Origin of the sequence: Candidatus Caccoplasma merdavium, assembly GCA_018715595.1 — a bacterium.
In the GTDB taxonomy this organism is placed as follows: domain Bacteria; phylum Bacteroidota; class Bacteroidia; order Bacteroidales; family UBA11471; genus Caccoplasma; species Caccoplasma merdavium.
On sequence record DVLI01000022.1, the window covers coordinates 17,550 to 34,910 of the forward strand.

General features: G+C 54.2%; 13 protein-coding genes. 2 read left to right on the forward strand and 11 right to left on the reverse strand.

What is annotated here, in order from left to right; genetic code table 11:
• Positions 1-4: 4 nt before the first annotated feature.
• From IAD09_07580 to IAD09_07605, 6 genes are all read right to left on the reverse strand, one after another.
• Complete coding sequence (locus IAD09_07580; protein ID HIT82079.1) at positions 5-1,402, reverse strand: aldo/keto reductase; 1,398 nt, start codon at positions 1,400-1,402, stop codon at positions 5-7.
• Positions 1,403-1,414: 12 nt separating this feature from the next.
• Positions 1,415-2,899: a 4Fe-4S binding protein gene (locus IAD09_07585; protein HIT82080.1), complete on the reverse strand. Its 1,485-nt coding sequence runs from the start codon at positions 2,897-2,899 to the stop codon at positions 1,415-1,417.
• A 9-nt stretch (positions 2,900-2,908) separates the two neighbouring features.
• Positions 2,909-3,454, reverse strand: a complete 546-nt coding sequence (locus IAD09_07590; protein HIT82081.1) for a flavodoxin — start codon at positions 3,452-3,454, stop codon at positions 2,909-2,911.
• A gap of 204 nt (positions 3,455-3,658) precedes the next feature.
• On the reverse strand, positions 3,659-4,978 hold the full coding sequence (locus tag IAD09_07595) for a TolC family protein (protein HIT82082.1): 1,320 nt from the start codon (positions 4,976-4,978) through the stop codon (positions 3,659-3,661).
• The gene (locus IAD09_07600; GenBank protein ID HIT82083.1) at positions 4,975-8,007 is read right to left on the reverse strand and encodes an efflux RND transporter permease subunit; all 3,033 of its coding nucleotides are present in this window, start codon (positions 8,005-8,007) and stop codon (positions 4,975-4,977) included. The genes IAD09_07595 and IAD09_07600 overlap by 4 nt, the downstream gene beginning before the upstream one ends.
• A 14-nt stretch (positions 8,008-8,021) precedes the next feature.
• On the reverse strand, positions 8,022-9,095 hold the full coding sequence (locus IAD09_07605; protein ID HIT82084.1) for an efflux RND transporter periplasmic adaptor subunit: 1,074 nt from the start codon (positions 9,093-9,095) through the stop codon (positions 8,022-8,024).
• Positions 9,096-9,490: 395 nt separating this feature from the next.
• On the opposite strand from IAD09_07605, the gene IAD09_07610 reads away from it, so the two are divergent.
• Positions 9,491-10,387 carry an AraC family transcriptional regulator gene (locus IAD09_07610; GenBank protein ID HIT82085.1) on the forward strand — a complete coding sequence of 299 codons (897 nt, stop codon included), beginning with the start codon at positions 9,491-9,493 and terminating at the stop codon, positions 10,385-10,387.
• 69 nt (positions 10,388-10,456) lie between these two features.
• On the opposite strand, the gene IAD09_07615 is transcribed toward IAD09_07610, so the two are convergent.
• The 5 genes from IAD09_07615 to IAD09_07635 all read right to left on the reverse strand — a co-directional run bounded on the left by IAD09_07615 (position 10,457) and on the right by IAD09_07635 (position 14,297).
• A complete protein-coding gene (locus tag IAD09_07615; protein ID HIT82086.1) occupies positions 10,457-11,521 on the reverse strand; it encodes a glycoside hydrolase family 43 protein in 1,065 nt (354 codons plus the stop codon).
• Between the two features lie 9 nt (positions 11,522-11,530).
• Positions 11,531-12,181 carry a hypothetical protein gene (locus IAD09_07620; protein HIT82087.1) on the reverse strand — a complete coding sequence of 217 codons (651 nt, stop codon included), beginning with the start codon at positions 12,179-12,181 and terminating at the stop codon, positions 11,531-11,533.
• Between the two features lie 8 nt (positions 12,182-12,189).
• Positions 12,190-12,456 (reverse strand): N-acetyltransferase, encoded by a 267-nt coding sequence (locus tag IAD09_07625; GenBank protein ID HIT82088.1) that lies wholly within the window; start codon positions 12,454-12,456, stop codon positions 12,190-12,192.
• 20 nt (positions 12,457-12,476) lie between these two features.
• On the reverse strand, positions 12,477-13,760 hold the full coding sequence (locus IAD09_07630) for an NCS2 family permease (GenBank protein ID HIT82089.1): 1,284 nt from the start codon (positions 13,758-13,760) through the stop codon (positions 12,477-12,479).
• A gap of 75 nt (positions 13,761-13,835) precedes the next feature.
• Positions 13,836-14,297: an SPOR domain-containing protein gene (locus IAD09_07635; GenBank protein ID HIT82090.1), complete on the reverse strand. Its 462-nt coding sequence runs from the start codon at positions 14,295-14,297 to the stop codon at positions 13,836-13,838.
• Between the two features lie 184 nt (positions 14,298-14,481).
• Between IAD09_07635 and IAD09_07640 the strand changes: the two genes are divergently transcribed.
• Entirely contained in the window at positions 14,482-17,355 is a 2,874-nt protein-coding gene (locus IAD09_07640) for a DUF5110 domain-containing protein (protein HIT82091.1), read from the forward strand.
• Positions 17,356-17,361 lie beyond the last annotated feature (6 nt).

Genomic DNA, 17,361 nt, shown 5'->3' on the forward strand with positions numbered 1-17,361 from the left:
ATTATTAAAACACATTTCCCTGTTTTAAGTTCTCGACAAAGCGGTCGATGCGTTGCATTTCTTGCGCAATGGCGATATTTTGGGGACATTCGGGCTCGCATTGCCGGCAGCCAATGCAGTGTGAGGCTTGGCGCAGGCGGGGTACACTGCGGTCGTAACCCACGAGGAACGCACGCCGCGCTTCGCGGTAATTCTCGGCTTGGGAGCTTTCGGGAATATATCCTTCGTTCACGCATTTGTTGTAGTGCAGCAAGATGCCGGGTATGTCGATGCCGTAGGGGCAAGGCATGCAATATTTGCAATCGTTGCAGGGAATCGAGGGATACTGCATCATGAGGTTGGCCGTGTCGTAGAGGAACTTGAATTCTTCTTCCGAGAGCGGTTGCAAGGGGGAGAACGAGCTCAGGTTGTCTTGCAGGTGGTCCATGTAGGTCATGCCGCTCAATACGGTCAATACGCCCGGGAACGACCCCGCGAAGCGGAAGGCCCAGGAAGCAACGCTGCGGTTGGGTTCCCGTTTCTTGAAGCGGGCCACGATGTGGTCGTGTACCTTTGAGAGGCGGCCGCCCAGTAACGGTTCCATGATGATGGCGGGGATATGCCGCTTTTCGAGTTCCTGGTATAGATATTCGGCGTTGGTGTTGCGACGGTTGATTTCTTTGGCGTGGTGCCAGTCGAGATAGTTGAGCTGTATTTGCACAAAATCCCATTGGTAGTAATCGTGTCGCGAGAGCAGGTAGTCAAAGACCTTGATGTCGCCGTGATAGGAAAATCCGAGATTGCGGATACGGCCGGCCTTGCGCTCTTCGAGCAGGAATTCGAGCATGCCGTTGTCGATATAGCGCGATTCAAACTCTTTCATGCCGTCATTGCCCATGCCCACTCCGTGCAGCAGCATATAGTCGATGTAGTCGACTTGCAGCTCCTTGAAGGAGTTGTGATACATTTGCATTGAGGCTTCCCGGCTCCATGTCGAGGGAGAGAAGTTCGACAACTTGGTGGCGATGAAATATTTGTCGCGCGGGTAGCGGCTCAGGGCGATGCCGGTGGCCTTTTCCGACTCTCCCCGGCAGTAGCTGGGAGATGTGTCGAAGTAGTTCACGCCGTGGGCAATGGCATAGTCGACCAGCTGGTTGATGGTCTCCTGGTCGAGCACGTTGCGCCCTTCGGCGTTCTTGCGGCTGGGCCATCGCATGCAGCCGTACCCCAGCAGCGAGATGTTGTTGCCGTGGCCGTCCTGTCGGTAGGTCATGCCGCCCTCGGGCAGGGAATCTTTCCCGGGGGTGTTTCCGTTGCCACAGCCGTAGAGGGCCGCCGTGGCGGTGATGGTACCGGCTCCCATGATTTTGAGGAAGTCGCGGCGGTTGATGTTTCCCTTTTTGTCGTTATGATTCTTGTCCATGATGGTGCGGCATTAGATGATACGGTGTTGTTCTACTCCCTCGACATAGATGGCGCTGAATGGCCGGCTCGGGCACAGGTTTTCGCAGGCTCCGCAACCGATGCATTTTTCGGTGTTGACGACCGGCAGTTCCACCTCTTTCCCCTCGACGGTCTCTTTTACCATCTGTATGGCTCCGGTGGGGCAGTGGCGGGCACAGTTGCCGCAGGAGACTCCGTCGGTGAGCGGAATGCAGTTTTCTCGCACCACGACGGCATGGCCGATTTTTGTGGCCGATTTCTCTTCGCGGGTTATCAGATGTATGGCTCCGGTGGGGCACACTTCCGAGCATTTCGTGCATTCGGGACGGCAATATCCGCGTTCATACGACATCTCGGGTTGCATGAAGGTCGACAGGTCGCCCGACGGACGCAGTACCTGTGTGGGGCACACCGACACGCAGAGCTGGCAGGCGGTGCAATGCTGCCGCAGGTTTTGGAGACTTCCGGCTCCCGGCGGCACCAAAGGGGTTGCCCGTGAGGGTATCTTCTTGTCGATGATGGGAGCGAGGCCGCCGTCGATTTTCTTTTCCTGGGCTTCCACGGCACCGGCCATCAGCACGCCGGCCGTTATGAGGAACTGTCGGCGCGAAGTCGGCGCATCGCTGCCCGCTGCGGGTGATGCCGCGACCTCTTTCTTGGCCCGCCCATAGTAGATGGCGCCTTTGCTGCATGCCTCGATGCAGTCCATGCAGTCGACGCAACGGCTGTAATCGATGCGGTGTTCTTTGGCGTCGATGCAGGCGGCTTTGCAACTGCGGGCACACAATCCGCACCGGTTACATTTCGAAGTGTCGATGCGCGGACGCAGCCAGGCAAAACGCGACAGCACGCCCAGTACCGTGCCGACGGGGCAGATGGTGTTGCAATAGGTGCGGCCGTTGCGCCAGGCCAGTATGGCGATGATGATGAAGGTGGCGAGCGCCATGAGGAACGTCGGCAGATTCCTCAGCCACACGTCGGTGGTGTAGAAAGCATAGCTGTCGATACGTTCGGCAAAGTATGCCAAGACATTGTTGCACCAGCCGTAGATGGGGGCGAAAAGATTCTGGGCGATGCGTCCGTAGGAACTGTATGGGGCAAGCAGCGCCACGAATGATGAGATGCCGGCAAGAAGGGCAATAATGAAAATCGCCAACACGCCATATCTCAACCACGACAGGGCGGGTGAGTGTGAGAAGCGGTATTTTCCCTTTCCCCGACGGCTGTGCAGCCCCGACACGATGTCTTGGAACACGCCCAACGGGCAGATAACCGAACAATAGGCCCTCCCGAAGAGCAATGTCAGGACGACGAGCCCCAGGACGATGACGACGTTCATCGCCAGCAGAGCCGGCAGGAACTGTATTTTTGCCAGCCACCCAAACCACGCATGCAGGCTGCCCGTGAAGTCGAGAAACAGAAGCGTGATGAGCAGGAAACAGATGAGGGCTGCAAGGATTCGGATTTTTCGTAACATAACGGGATTTTATTTTTTAAGGAGGTCATGGGTTTGTAACCATTTCTTGATGGCGGCATCGGCTTTGCCGGCTTCGCTCCCCCGTATCGGCAAGCCGGGCAGTAACGTGGCTTTGGGGCACAAATCCCTGATGTCGCTTTCGCTATGCCCCATGCGGCTCCCTTCGTGTGTCATGAAGGGTACGATGGTTTTCCCTGCGAAGTCGTGAGTCGTGAGGAATGTGGCCACGGGAGGGGCTATCGTGCTCCACCAGCACGGAGAGCCGACAAAGAGGGTGTCATAGGGCGTCAGGTCCAGGTCCGACTCTTGTAGGGCCGGTCTTGCTCCGGCTTTGATTTCGTTGCGGGCCTGGTCTACGACCGCTTGATAGTCGGCCGGGTACTCATTCTCGGGAACAATCTCGAAAATATCGGCCTGGGTGAGTTCTTGGATTTTTTCGGCCACGATGCGGGTGTTCCCGCTGTGAGAAAAGTACACGACCAGCGAGCGAGCCTGCATGTCGAGGTTGGTCGCTATGGCTGCTGTTGCTGTGAGTATGGATAATATCTTTTTCATGAGGAATGGATTTAAAGATTATAGGTACAAAGATAGACCCTCATCTACAATCCTTTATAAAACAGATTACAGATATTCATACCCATTTTACGGCTATTGTGTAACACCTCTCCGTCGTTGTGCTTTTGTAAACCACTTTGGCGGGATTTGTGGGTGCTTGAAAAGTCGAATAGGTTGAGTTCCCGTCTCGCTTTTTTGCTGCGTTTATAGTAGGTAGTCGGTAATTTTACCGCTGATTTGCAGCAACGATATTTCGCACAGTTTGGTGTCGTATTCGGCCGTGAGGATACGTTCTTCGGCATCGAGCAGGCTCTTTTGCGCTTCGCGCAGTTCTATACCCGACAAGTTGCCCAAGATATATCGTTCACGGGCAATGAGATAGTTTTCTTTGGCGGCCGTGAGGTTTTCGCGTTCGAGATTCAGCACTTCGATGTTGTTTTTGTAGGCTTGCCACAGGTTGCTGATGTCGGCGCGCAACGACTGCACGATGTCTTTTTGTTGCAGTTCGGCATTTTGGGCGGCGATGCGGGCGTTCCGTATCTCGCGGCGACGGTTCCCGTCATAAATATTGAAGCCGAGCGTGATGCCGAAGTTGGCGCCCAGGTTGTTGCGCCTTAGTGTCGTATTGGTGCGGTCGTAGGTGTTGAGGGTATATCCATATCCGGCGTTGAGGCGCACATAGGGATAGTTGCGCGAGAAGACCTTCTTCAAGTCGAGGTTGGCAATGGTCTTGTCTTGCTCGGCTTTGAGCAGGGAGGCGTTGGTTTGCAGGGTCGAGGTCCATAGCTCTTCAAAGACGAGCATCGTATTGACATCGATGACCGTGTCGACAACGGCGATAGGATTGCTCATGTCGGCGATGGCCATCAATTCGTTGAGTCGAATGCGGGAACTGTGCAAGGTCTCCTGTTGTTTCATGTATTGGGCACTGTCGGCATTGAAGTCGACACGCGCTTGCAGCAGGTCGAGCCGTGAGAAGTTGCCGATTTGGTATCGCTCTTCGACGATGCGCAGACGCTCTTTCGAGAGCGACACGGCGTAGAGGAAGTTTTTGAGACGAATCTCCTGTTGGATATAGTTGTAATATTCCGACGAGAGTTGTGCGATGTAATCCTCTATGGCGATGCGTGTGAGGGTTTCGCCCTGTTTTTCGAGCTCTTTGAGTATTTGATACTCGGTGATGATGGAGAAGCCGTCGAAGATGGTCCAGTTCAAGTCGATCCCCACATTCACGTTGCCGGCGTACAACCCGGTGTTATGTTCCGTTGCACCCTCGGTGCGGGGAATGCTCTTTGTGTTGTCGACATTTCCGTTGTATCCGGCCGTCAGGTCGACCGTCGGCAGCATGCCGGCATTGCCGCGAGTGGCGTTGTTTCGGGCCATTTGCTCCTCGTTGCGCACGATGCGCAGCGAATAGTTCTGTTCGAGGCCGGTCTCGATGCACGATTTCAGCGAGTAGGGCTCTTGTCCCTGCACGGCCAGGGAAAGACCCAGCCATAAGGTTATGAAGGATAAGGTTCTCATTCTTCGGGGGTATGTTTGCGTGGGGTGGATATATAGGTGTAGATGGCAGGTACGATATACATGGTCATGAAGGTCGAGATGAGCATTCCGCCTACTACGGCGATACCCATGGCAACGCGGCCGTTGGCTCCTTCACCGCTGGCATAAGCGAGCGGGAGCAGGCCGAGGATCGTAGCGGCGCTGGTCATGAGAATGGGACGCAGTCGTTGTATCGAGGCTTCTCTGATGGCCAAATGTTTGTCGATGCCGCTTTCTTGCCGCTGGTTGGCAAATTCCACAATCAAGATACCGTTCTTGGCAACCAGCCCGATGAGCATGATGATACCGATCTGGCTGAAAATGTTCATCGTCTGGTCACTGAAAAACATGAACACGAGGGCACCGCAGATGGCCAGCGGCACGGTGAGCATGATGATGAACGGGTCTTTGAAGCTCTCGAATTGGGCGGCCAGTATCAGGTATATCAGGACCAGCGCCAAAATAAAGGCAAACATCAGGCTCGACGAACTTTCGCGGTACTCCTTCGAGTCTCCCGTCAAGGCGGTGCGGAAGGTGTCGTCGAGTGTTTCGGCGGCAATCTTGTCCATCTCGTCGAGGCCTTGGCCGATGGTTTTCCCCTCGGCCAATCCGGCCGACACCGTAGCCGACACGAAGCGGTTGTAACGGTAGAGTTGGGGAGGAGCCGTGCCCTCTACGAGCGTGATGAGGTTGTCGAGTTGTATCATGTCGCCGTTGCTGTTGCGAATGTAGAGCGATTTCAGGTCGACCGGCTTGTTGCGTTGCTGGCGGTTGATTTCGCCGAGAATCTCATATTGCTTCCCGTTCATGTAGAAATATCCCATGCGCTGGCCGCTCAATCCGTATTGCAGCGTTTGGGCGATGTCTCGGGTGGTAACGCCCAGTACGTTGGCTTTTTCACGGTCTATTTCGATGCGGGCCTCGGGCTTGCTGAACTTCAAGTCGACGTCGGCCATTTGGAATACCGGGTTTTCATAAACCTTGGTCATGAAGACCGGCAGTACCTCTTGCAGTTTTTCGAGGTTGGCCGCCTGTATGACATATTGCACCGGCATGCTGCCCCGGCGTCCGCCGAAGGTCGATTGCTGTTGCACAAACGCGCGGGCCTTGGTTTTTGTCTGCACGGCCTTGGAGAGTTCCTCGGCCACCTGCATTTGCGTGTAGTCGCGGTCTTTGATGTCTTTCAACATGATTTCGACGTTTCCGCTTCCGCTCGACACACGCGCCGTGATAGCCGTGGCATCGGGCACAATCGAGTCGGCCAGGAGATTTATCTCTTCGGTGTAGTCGCGCATGAATTCATAAGTCACGCCTTCGGGACCGCGGGTGTTGATGGTGATGCGCGAACGGTCTTCGAGCGGCGCCATTTCCGACGGAATGTTTATCCACAGGTAGCCGATGATACCCAGCATGACAATGATGATGGGCAAGGCCAGGTAGCGGTGCCGCAAGAAGATGTCGAGCGAGCGGGAGTAGTAGTGGTTCATGCCCACGAAGAAGGGCTCGGTCTTGCGGTAGAACCAGTTTTTCTTTTCTTGCCGTTTGAGCAACTTGGTGGCCAGCATGGGGGTGAAGGTGAGCGCCGCAAAGGCCGATATGAGGACGGCTCCCGATACCACGATGCTGAACTCGCGGAAGAGCCGCCCCGTCGTTCCTTCCATGAACACGATGGGGAAGAATACGGCCACCAGGGTGATGGTCGTCGATATGACGGCGAAGAAAATCTCTTTCGAGCCTTCGATGCCCGCCTCTTTGGGCGACATGCCCCGTTCTATGCGGATATAGATGTTCTCGGTCATCACGATGGCATCGTCGACCACAAGGCCCACTGCCAGCACCACGGCCAGCATCGATAGCACGTTGATGGAGAATCCGGCCAAGTACATGACGAAGAAGGCGCCGATGAGGGATACCGGAATGACCACGCATGGCACCAACGTGACCCGCCAGTCGCGGAGGAAGAGGAAGATGATGATGATGACGAGAATGAAGGCTTCATAGACGGTGCTTTCGACCTCATTGATGGAGGCGCGGATAAATTTCGTGTTGTCGAAGCCGTAACTGTATTTCACATCATCGGGCAGGTCCTTTTGCATCGACGCCATGCGTTCATACACAGCATCGGCGATTTCGATGTGGTTGGCACCCGGTTGGGGAATGACCACGACGCCGACCATCGGCACGCCGTTCATTTTCATGTAGCTCTTCAAGTCCTGGGCTTCGATGTCGGCCGTTCCGATGTCGCGGAAACGGATAATGCGGTTGTCGCTCCGTTTGATGATGAGGCTGTTAAATTCCTCGGCCGTGTGCATCAGTCCCAGTGTGCGTATGGTCAATTCGGTCGTGTTGCCCTCGATACTGCCCGAGGGGAGCTCGATGTTTTCTTTGTCGATGGCGTTTTTCACGTCCATGGGGGTGACTCCATATCCCGCCATCTTGGCCGGGTCGAGCCACAGGCGCATCGAGTAGCGTTTCTCACCCCATATCGATACGCTGCTCACGTCGGAGATGGTTTGCAGTTGCTCCTTTACCGTGAGGTCGGCGATCTCACTCAGTTCGAGCAGGGAGCGCTTGTCGCTCTGAATGGCCACCATGAGGATCGGGGTGGCGTCGGCATCGGCCTTTGACACGGTGGGCGGGTCGCAGTCGTCGGGCAGATAACGTTGGGCGCGCGATACCTTGTCGCGCACGTCGTTGGCGGCCGTTTCGAGGTCGACCGACAGTTCAAATTCGACGGTGATGCGGCTCTGGCCTTGGCGGCTCACACTCGACAGGGAACGAATGCCGGGAATACCGTTGATGTTTTGTTCGAGGGGCTCGGTGATTTGGTTTTCGATTACGTCTGCGTTGGCACCCGAGTAAGAACAGGTGACCGAGATAATGGGATTATCGACCGAAGGATATTCCCTGACGCCCAAACTTTGGTATCCGATGATACCGAACAGTATGATAATCAGGGTCAATACGGTGGCTAATACTGGCCGTTTGATGCTGAGTTCCGAGATGTTCATGGCAGATGTCCTTCTTATTCGATGTTTTGCAAGGTGACGTTAAGGCCCGTACGCAGTTGCAGCGTGCCCGAGGTGATAATGGTATCGCCTATGTTGAGGCCCCGGAGAACTTGCACTTTGGCTTCGGTACGCAATCCTTTTTCGATTTCAACCGGTTGGGCTTTTCCCGATTTGTAAAGGAACACTTTGTCGATACCCATTTCGGGAACGATGGCATCGGAAGGTATGGCAATGGCCTGTTTTACCTCTTGTGTTTTCAGCTTGATGTGGACGAAACGTCCCGGGTAGAGCATGCCGTTGCTGTTGGGGTAGGTGGCACGCATGGTAAAGGTGTGGGTTTCGGAGTCGAGGCGTGAGTCGGAGGCATATACATGCGCCTTGAAGGGTTGCATGAATCCGTCGACGGTAAATTCAAAACTGGTGCCGTTCTTGATGAGTCCGGCATATTTCTCGGGTATCGAGAATTCGATTTTCAGCGGGCTGATTTTGGTGAGGGTGGCGATGGGGGTGGACGGGGTGGCATAAGCTCCTTCGCTCACTTGACGCAGACCGATGATGCCGTCGAACGGCGCTTTCAGCTCGGTCAGTGCGATGTTGGCCTTTACGATGTCGATTTCGGCTTGCAGGGTGGCCAGGTCGGTTTGCACCTGTTCATAGGCTTCTTTACTCACGGCCTCTCTTTCGAGAAGGGCGTTTTGCCGGTACACCCGGTCTTCGGCCAGTTGCAGTTGCACTTCGAGTTTGCGCAACTGGGCTTGCAGCGGTGCGTCATTCACCTTGGCCAACAAGTCGCCTTTGTTCACAAACGAACCTTCTTTGAAATTGATGGAGGTGATTTTGCCTGATGTCTCGAAAGAGAGGTTTACCTCTTCGTCGGGCAGCAGGTCGCCGGTGACATTCCTCTCCTCGCTCAGGGTCTCGGGCTTGATGACGTATGCCGTGACGTTGAGGCTTTTTCGGGAGGGTTTCGATATGGGAGTGTCGCTCTCCTTTTCCTGGCTGCCTAACGGATAAAACTTGTAAACTCCAAATCCTGCGAGGCCGGCTATGATGAGTGTGATGAGGCCTGTCCGTAATCTTTTATTCATGGTTTTTGTCAAAAAAAATTTTATGAATTTAGACGCTATACTCCGATAAGGTTTAATATGAATCTGCTTTTTTTACATTCTTTAAAACCTGGATTCGTTTTTCAATTCGTCGCCACGATTGTTCAAAGATAGAAAATTCTAAGTTATCATTCCAAAGAATATCCTTCGTTTTATAAAATAATAATGAGAGACGTTGCAGAATCTGAAATTATGTTGCACGTTGCACCTTGTTCCGCCACTTTTTCTCCTGCCGATGGTCGGCTGAGATGTCGGTGTCGTTCCCGCCTCGATGTAGACAGATTACGGTTTCCACTACCTTTTTTACCGATTTGGCGTCCACCCGTTTCCGATGCCGGGAAAATAGGTTATCTTTGTTCTGTAAAATTCTGATACTTATGAGCGAAATCGAGAAAATCAACCATGTTTTTGAATACAACGACCTCATGGGGGTCGAAACGCTCAACCCCTTGGTGAGTGTCGTCGACTGGTCGAAATGCGAGCCGATGTTTTCGTCGCGCCTTTCTTATGGATTCTATGCCGTTTTTCTCAAAGATATCAAGTGCGGCGACATGCGCTATGGCCGCCATTATTACGATTATCAAGAGGGCACGCTCGTGTTCTTGGCTCCGGGTCAGGTCTATGGCATTGAGAACCATGATACGAAGGTGCAACCCAAAGGGTGGGCTTTGGTGTTTCACCCCGACCTCATCAGGGGCACTTCGTTGGGACGGCACATCGACGATTACACCTTTTTCTCTTATGAGGTGAATGAAGCCCTGCACATCTCCGAGCAGGAACGCGGCGTCGTCATGGAGTGCTTGCACAACATCGCGGCCGAGTTGCAACATGCCATCGACAAACACAGCCGCATGCTCATTGTCTCCAACATCGAGTTGTTGCTCAACTACTGCATGCGTTTTTATGACCGGCAATTTATTACCCGCAGCAATGAAAACAAAGATGTCATTGTCAAGTTCGAACGTTTGTTGCGCGATTATTTCCGCTCGGGAGAACCGGCCGAGTCGGGATTGCCCTCGGTGAAATATTTTGCCGACAAACTTTTCCTCTCGGCCAATTATTTCGGCGATTTGGTCAAGAAGGAGACGGGTCGGTCGGCGCAAGAGTATATACAGCAACTGCTCATAGCGACGGCCAAGGAGCGTCTTTGCGACCCCTCGCAGAGTGTGAGCGAGATTGCATACAGCCTGGGATTTCAGTATCCGCAGCATTTCAGCCGCATGTTCAAGAAGAGCGTGGGTCTCACGCCCAACGAATATCGGCAACACAATTAGCAATACGCGACGGGGGCTGCATGCCATGAGACATGCAGCCCCCGCTGTTTCTTTACGCGTGATAACGCCTCATCGGAATTTCATGTCGCACCCCCAGTGACGGGCCAGCCGTCGAGCCTCCTTGGCGGTGAGGTGAATGACCGCTCCGTGTTTGGGTATCGAGAAGTTGGTCGCTTTCATTACCCCCTTGTTGAAATGACCCAAGTCGGTGAAGGTCTTGAAGTCACTTGTTTCCCTGAATCCGAAGTTGTGGGGTTTGAGGCTGTATATGTCATACATCAGCACCCAGCGGTCTTCTCCGATGCGTTTCCAGACATTGGGCGCTTCACAACCTCTCGGCTCGGAGTCGTACCAACCCTCTTCGTAGACATACCCGCTGTGTATCGAGTCGGAGACCGCATGACGGATTCCTGCGCACCCTTCCTGGGCCACATAATAGAGATGGTATTTGTCTCCGACTTTTGTGATGTCACCGTCGATGTAGGAAAATTCCTTGGGGTAGTTGAAGAGCCGTTTCGGCTCGGTAATCAGGCGGGTGAAAGCATCGTCGGTGTAGGCGTAGTAGAGTTCACAGCGCTCGTTGCGGTGACGCATGGTGAAGTATATCATCAGCTTGCCCTCTTCGGGGTCGTAGATGGTTTGGGGAGCCCAGGCGCAACCTATGTCTTCATAGCCGGGAAATGCGGTGTCGAGCCTGAAACAGGAGTGTGTCCAATGTATGAGGTCGGTCGAACGCATCAATACCATCGAACGGTTGTTGCCCCAGCCGTAGGTCTTGCCGTCGCGTTCCCATTGGGTGGTGCGGTATCCGGCCTCTTGTGCATAGATGTGGAGGTCGGTCATGGCCAGGTAGAAGGCTCCGTCGGGTCCGCGCATGATGTGCGGGTCGCGTATGCCGTGTTGCTCGGCGATGGTATCGCCCGCAACGACGGGCTGCCCGTTGTTGACATCGGTAAACGAGTAGCCGTCGGCGCTCAATGCCATGTGGAGGCTGTGCGTGTCGTCCTTGAAATAGACCAGCAGGTAGGCGGCCATCTCTTTCTCAGTGGGAATCTTGACTCTTTTCTTGGCTTCGGCTGTGGGTACAAGCAGGCAACATGCCAACAGAAAAGTAAGGAAGGAGCGTGTTTTCATAAGGTGGGTTTATTTTTGATGACGTGATGTGATAGCTTCAAATACCTTCCGGGCCAATATGCGGGCCCCGGCAGCATCGGGGTGCACTCCGTCGGGAAAATGCTCCGTCATGTTTTGGGTAGGGGTGTGCAGGTCGATGGTCTTGACCCGTTTCTTGCGGGCGGTTTTTTTGATGGCGGGAATCACTCCGTGCACAAGGGTGCTGTCGTTGATGCCCCAACGGGTGCCGTAGACGGTGGCCGGGTAGCAAAGGTAGATGCGCGGGCTGCCTTCGTGGCGGAACGAGTCGACGAGTGCCGCCAAGTCGTGTGCGAAGTCGGCGCCATGTTCCCAGTTGTGCGGCTTGATGTCGTTGGTCCCCAGTTTGATGATGACGATGTCGGGGCGGAAGTCGAGGGCTTTCCTGAATATCTTTTCCTTCACATACGGCAAATCACCTTTATACAGCAACGTGCGGGAGTTGATGCCGAAATTTCTCACTTCATAACCTTCGCCCAGCATTTCGCCCAATACCGAAGGATAGCACTCCCTCTCGCGGTTTTCGAGCCCGTAGCCATAGGTGATGCTGTTGCCGACGCAGGCCACCTTCACGGGCTCTTTCGCATAAAGGGTAGCCGATATCCATGTGGCGGCGATGATATACAGAATTTTTGTTTTCATGTCGGTTTTTATTGTCCTGAATTTTTTTTGCGTTGCAGCCACGCGATGGCGTATGAGCAGGTAGCCTTGAATGTGAGCCCTTCTTCACGGGCGTAGTCGTAGGCTGCCCCCACGAGTCGCGAGGCGATGCCCCGCCCTTCGAGTGCCGACGGGACGATGGTGTGTATGACGTCGAGGACATTGTCCTCGCGGCGGTATTCGACATAGGCGATGAGTCCGTCGACCACGGTCTCAAAGCGGCAGGTTTCGGGTCGGTGTGCGATAAGTAGTTCCATTCGTTCCAAAAATTAAGAGATTAAAGAGCAAATTTCAATAGCAGTATGGCGGTCAGGATATACATTGGTACCGAAATTTTATGCCGTTTCCCGCTGAGCAGGTTTATGACCACATAACTTATCATGCTCAGAATGATTCCTTCGGAGATGCTGTATGCAAACGGAATGATGAGAATGCAGATGAAGGCGGGAATCGCTTCGCTCAGGTCTGAGAAGTCGATGCTGGTCATCGACGACGCCATGGACAACCCCACCAGGATAAGCACGGCACCGGTGGCCGGAGCCGGTATGGACAGGAAGAAGGGGGAGAACAGCAGGGCCAAGGCAAAGCAGGTTGCCGTCGTGAATGCCGTCAGTCCCGAGCGTCCGCCCTGGGAGATGCCGCTGGCGCTCTCGACAAATACCGTTACCGTGCTGGTGCCCAGCATGGCGCCGCAGGTGGTGCCTATGGCATCGGACATGAATGCCTCTTTCAACCGGGGAATGCGTCCGTTGACCGTCATGCCGGCTCTGTTGAAGACCCCGATGATGGTACCGAGGGTGTCGAACATGTCGATGAACAGGAAGGTGAAGACCACAATGACCATTTTCAGGGTGAATATCTCCGAAAATTCAAACTGCATGAAGATGGGCTCTATCGATGGCGGCAGGTTGATGATGCCGTTGTAGTGGGTGATTCCCATCGGAATGCCGATGAGCGTTGTGAGGAGAATGCCGATGAGCAACCCGCCCTGCACTTTTTTTATGGCCAGTATGGAGGTGATGGTGAGACCTATCAGTCCCAGTAAGGCATCGCCGCCGGTCAGATGCCCGATGGTGACGATGGTGGTTTCGTGGGGAACGACGATGCGGCAGTTGATGAGCCCTATAAATGCGATGAACAACCCGATGCCCACCCCGATGGCTTGTCGCAGGGTAGGAGGTATGGCATTGACGATGGCTTGCCTCAACTTGGTGAGGGTGAGTATGATGAAGATGATGCCTTCGATAAATACCGCCGTGAGGGCAAATTGCCAGGAGTTACCCATTTGCAGGCATACGGTGTAGGTAAAGAAAGCGTTCAGCCCCATGCCCGGTGCCAGGGCAAACGGCATTTTGGCCCACAGGGCCATGCACATCGTGCCTATGACGGCCGCGCAGGCCGTGGTGGTGAACAAGGCTCCCTTGTCCATTCCTGTCTCCGAGAGTATTGCCGGATTGACAGCCAAGATATACGACATGGCAAGAAACGAGGTAATGCCGGCCATTATCTCGGTGCGAATTTTCATTGTTGCGGGGTCGAACCCCACCCATTTTTTCCACATGGGCGATTGAAGTTAAAAAACGCATTTTGACGCGATAAGGTCAAAATGCGTGAAGAAAGAGTGGTTGACTTTTTACTATTGGTTGATGAGCAGCCAGGCGTCGTTGAACTCGGGCGAATATTTCAGCTTGATGGCATCGCGCAGCTCTTCGGCCTCTTTCCGGGTATCGAAGCTGCCGGCAATCACGCGGTACATCATTTGATTGTTGCGTGCCAGGAAAGCACCATAACCGTCTTCTTTGAGGCGCTCTTTCAGTGACGAGGCATTGGTCCGTACCGAAAAACTGCCCACGACGACGTTATACAGTTTCAGCATATTGGCGTCGTCATCGACGACCGATATGCGTTCGTTGCTCACCCGCTCTTTTACCGGGGCTTGTGTCGTAACGACTTCATTCTCGACCGGGACTTCTTCGACGGCCTCTTTCTCTTGTGCTTTCATATATGCAGCCTTGTATGCGCTTTCTTTCGACTTGCACGAGCTGGCACCTATCATCATGGCAACAGCGATGAATCCTAAAAAGATTGTTTTTTTCATAATATTGAATCGATGTTATATCGAGCAAAAATAGAAAGAATATTTGACTAATTCATCTTTTTTACCGATAATTTTGACAAATCCCCCACCTGCATCTGACCTAATATCGGAGCACGCCGCCGTTTGCATGTGATATTTTTTTGTTACATTTGCAATCATTAATTGTCTACGAAAAAAATACCGCATGAAACACACGCTCTTATTTACGTTGCTTTTTATGTTTGTCCTCACGTCGGGAGCAACCTCGTATAAAAAAATATCCAACGGTGTCGTAGTGACCCTTCCTGCCCGGAACGACACGACGGCTCGTCTCCTGCGCCTGCAAGTTGTCGATGAGAGCATCATTCGGGTGACCGCGGTTCCCGGTCGCAAATTACCCAAAGACAAAAGTTTGGTCGTTCTGCCCGAGGCTTTTACCAAAACCCCTTTCTCACTCTCCGAGCACGAAGGCACCCTTACTTTGTCGACCCGCGAGGTACGGGCTTCGGTCGACCTGACAACCGGTGAGGTCTCTTTTGCCGATACCACGGGCGCCGTTCGCCTGCGTGAGCGTTGCGGTGGCGGCAAGACATTCTCGCCCATCACGGTCGACGGCGTATCGGCATACAGCTATCGCCAGCAGTTCGAGTCTCCGGCCGATGAGGCGTTTTATGGATTGGGACAGCACCAGTCCGATGAGTTCAACTACAAGGGCAAGAACGAGTCTCTCTTCCAGTACAACACCAAAGTGTCGGTACCGTTCATTCTCTCCAACAAGAACTACGGGCTCCTGTTCGACACCTATTCCCTCTGCAAGTGGGGCGACAGTCGCGAATATGCCCAGCTGGGAGACCTTTTCGACCTCTACGATGCCGATGGAAAATACGGCGCGCTGACGGCACTCTATCGTCCCGATGCCATGAACAAAAAGGTGCAGCCGTTGACTCGCCGCGAGAGTCGCATATATTATGAAGACCAGAAAACCATTCTCGATTTGCCGCAGGATTTCCCGCTCAACGGCGCTCGTGTCCTCTATACGGGGGAGATAGCCGCCCGCGAGACGGGCGATTATCGCTTTTTGCTCTATTATGCCGGATATGTAAAAATCTATATCGATGGTGAATTGCTCGTGCCCGAACGTTGGCGCACGGCATGGAATCCCAACAGCTATAAGTTCACGACCCGCCTCACGGCCGGCGAGCGTGTGCCCATACGCATCGAGTGGGCTCCCGATGGAGGCGTTTCCTACCTCGGCTTGCGGGCGTTGAGCCCTGTCGACCCGACCGAGCAGAACCGGCTCTCGTGGTATAGCGAAATGAGCGAGGCCCTCGATTATTATTACATGGCCGGCAACAATGCCGATGAGGTGATTGCCGCATACCGCCGCCTTACCGGCAAGGCACAGGTCATGCCGCGGTGGGCGATGGGTTTCTGGCAGAGCCGCGAACGGTATAAGACGCAGAAGGAAATATTGGCCGCGCTCGACGAGTTCCGCCGCCGGGAGATACCCATCGACAATATCGTCCTCGATTGGAGCTATTGGCCCGAAGATGCCTGGGGCAGCCACGAATTTGATGCCGCCCGCTTCCCCGAGCCGCGCGCCATGGTCGATTCGATACATGCACAGCATGCCCGCATGATGATTTCGGTGTGGCCCAAATTCTATATGACCACCGAGCATTACAAGGAGTTCGACCGTCACGGCTGGATATACCAACAGGCCATCAAAGACAGTATCCGCGACTGGATAGGCCCCGGTTACATCGGCTCTTTCTACGATGCCTACTCGCCCGGTGCCCGCAAACTGTTTTGGCGACAGATGCAGGAGCACCTCTATCCGTTGGGCATCGATGCCTGGTGGATGGACGCCAGTGAACCCAACGTGCGCGACTGCACCGATATGGACTATCGCAAAGCGCTTTGCGGCCCCACCTCCCTGGGCCCTTCGACCCAGTATTTCAACGCCTACGCCCTGATGAATGCCGATGCCATTTACAACGGCCAGCGTGCGGTCGAGCCCGACCGTCGCGTCTTCTTGTTGACCCGTTCGGGGTTTGCCGGCTTGCAACGCTACTCGACCGCCACTTGGAGCGGAGACATTGCCACCCGTTGGGAAGACATGAAGGCTCAGATTTCGGCCGGTCTCAATTTCTCCATCAGCGGCATTCCCTATTGGTCGATGGATATTGGCGGTTTCTGTGTCGAAAAACGCTATGAGGCGGGATTCAAGTATTTCAACAAGACCGGCCGGGAAAATGCCGACCTCAAAGAGTGGCGCGAGTTGAATGCCCGCTGGTTCCAGTTCGGCGCATTTGTCCCCATCTTCCGTTCGCACGGGCAGTATCCCTATCGCGAAATCTACAACATCGCCCCCGAAGGCCATGAGGCTTACCGCACGATTGCCTATTATACCCGCCTGCGTTATGCCCTCATGCCCTACATCTACACGTTGGCCGGCATGACCTGGCACGACGACTACACCATTATGCGCCCCTTGGTGATGGACTTCCCCTCTGATACGGCGGTGTGGAACGTCGGCGACCAATATATGTTCGGGCCGGCCTTCATGGTTTGCCCCGTCTACACCTACGGAGCCCGTTCGCGCGAAGTGACATTTCCCGCCGGTACCGGGTGGTACGACTTTTATTCGGGTGCACATATCGTCGGCGGTCAGCGTTATGCCGTCTCGGCACCCTATGCCCAAATGCCGCTCTTTGTGCGCGAAGGTTCGATTGTGCCCTTCGGTCGGGAAATGCAGTATAGCGACCAGTATCCGGCCGATACGCTCACGCTTTACCTCTATACCGGCCGTGATGCCCGCTTCACGCTTTACGAAGACGAGAATACCAATTATAACTACGAGAAGGGAGCCTACTTGCAAATACCCTTCTCCTATGATGAGGCTTCGGGTGTGCTGACCGTCGGAGCGCAACAGGGTGCCTATGCGGGAATGCCTCTGCGCCGCACGTTGCATGTGGTGGTCGTTAAGCCCGATGCGCCGGCGGCTTATGACCCCAATCGCACGCCCGATTACACGGTCGACTATTCCGGACAAAAAATCGAGTTGAAATTGAAATAAACCCTT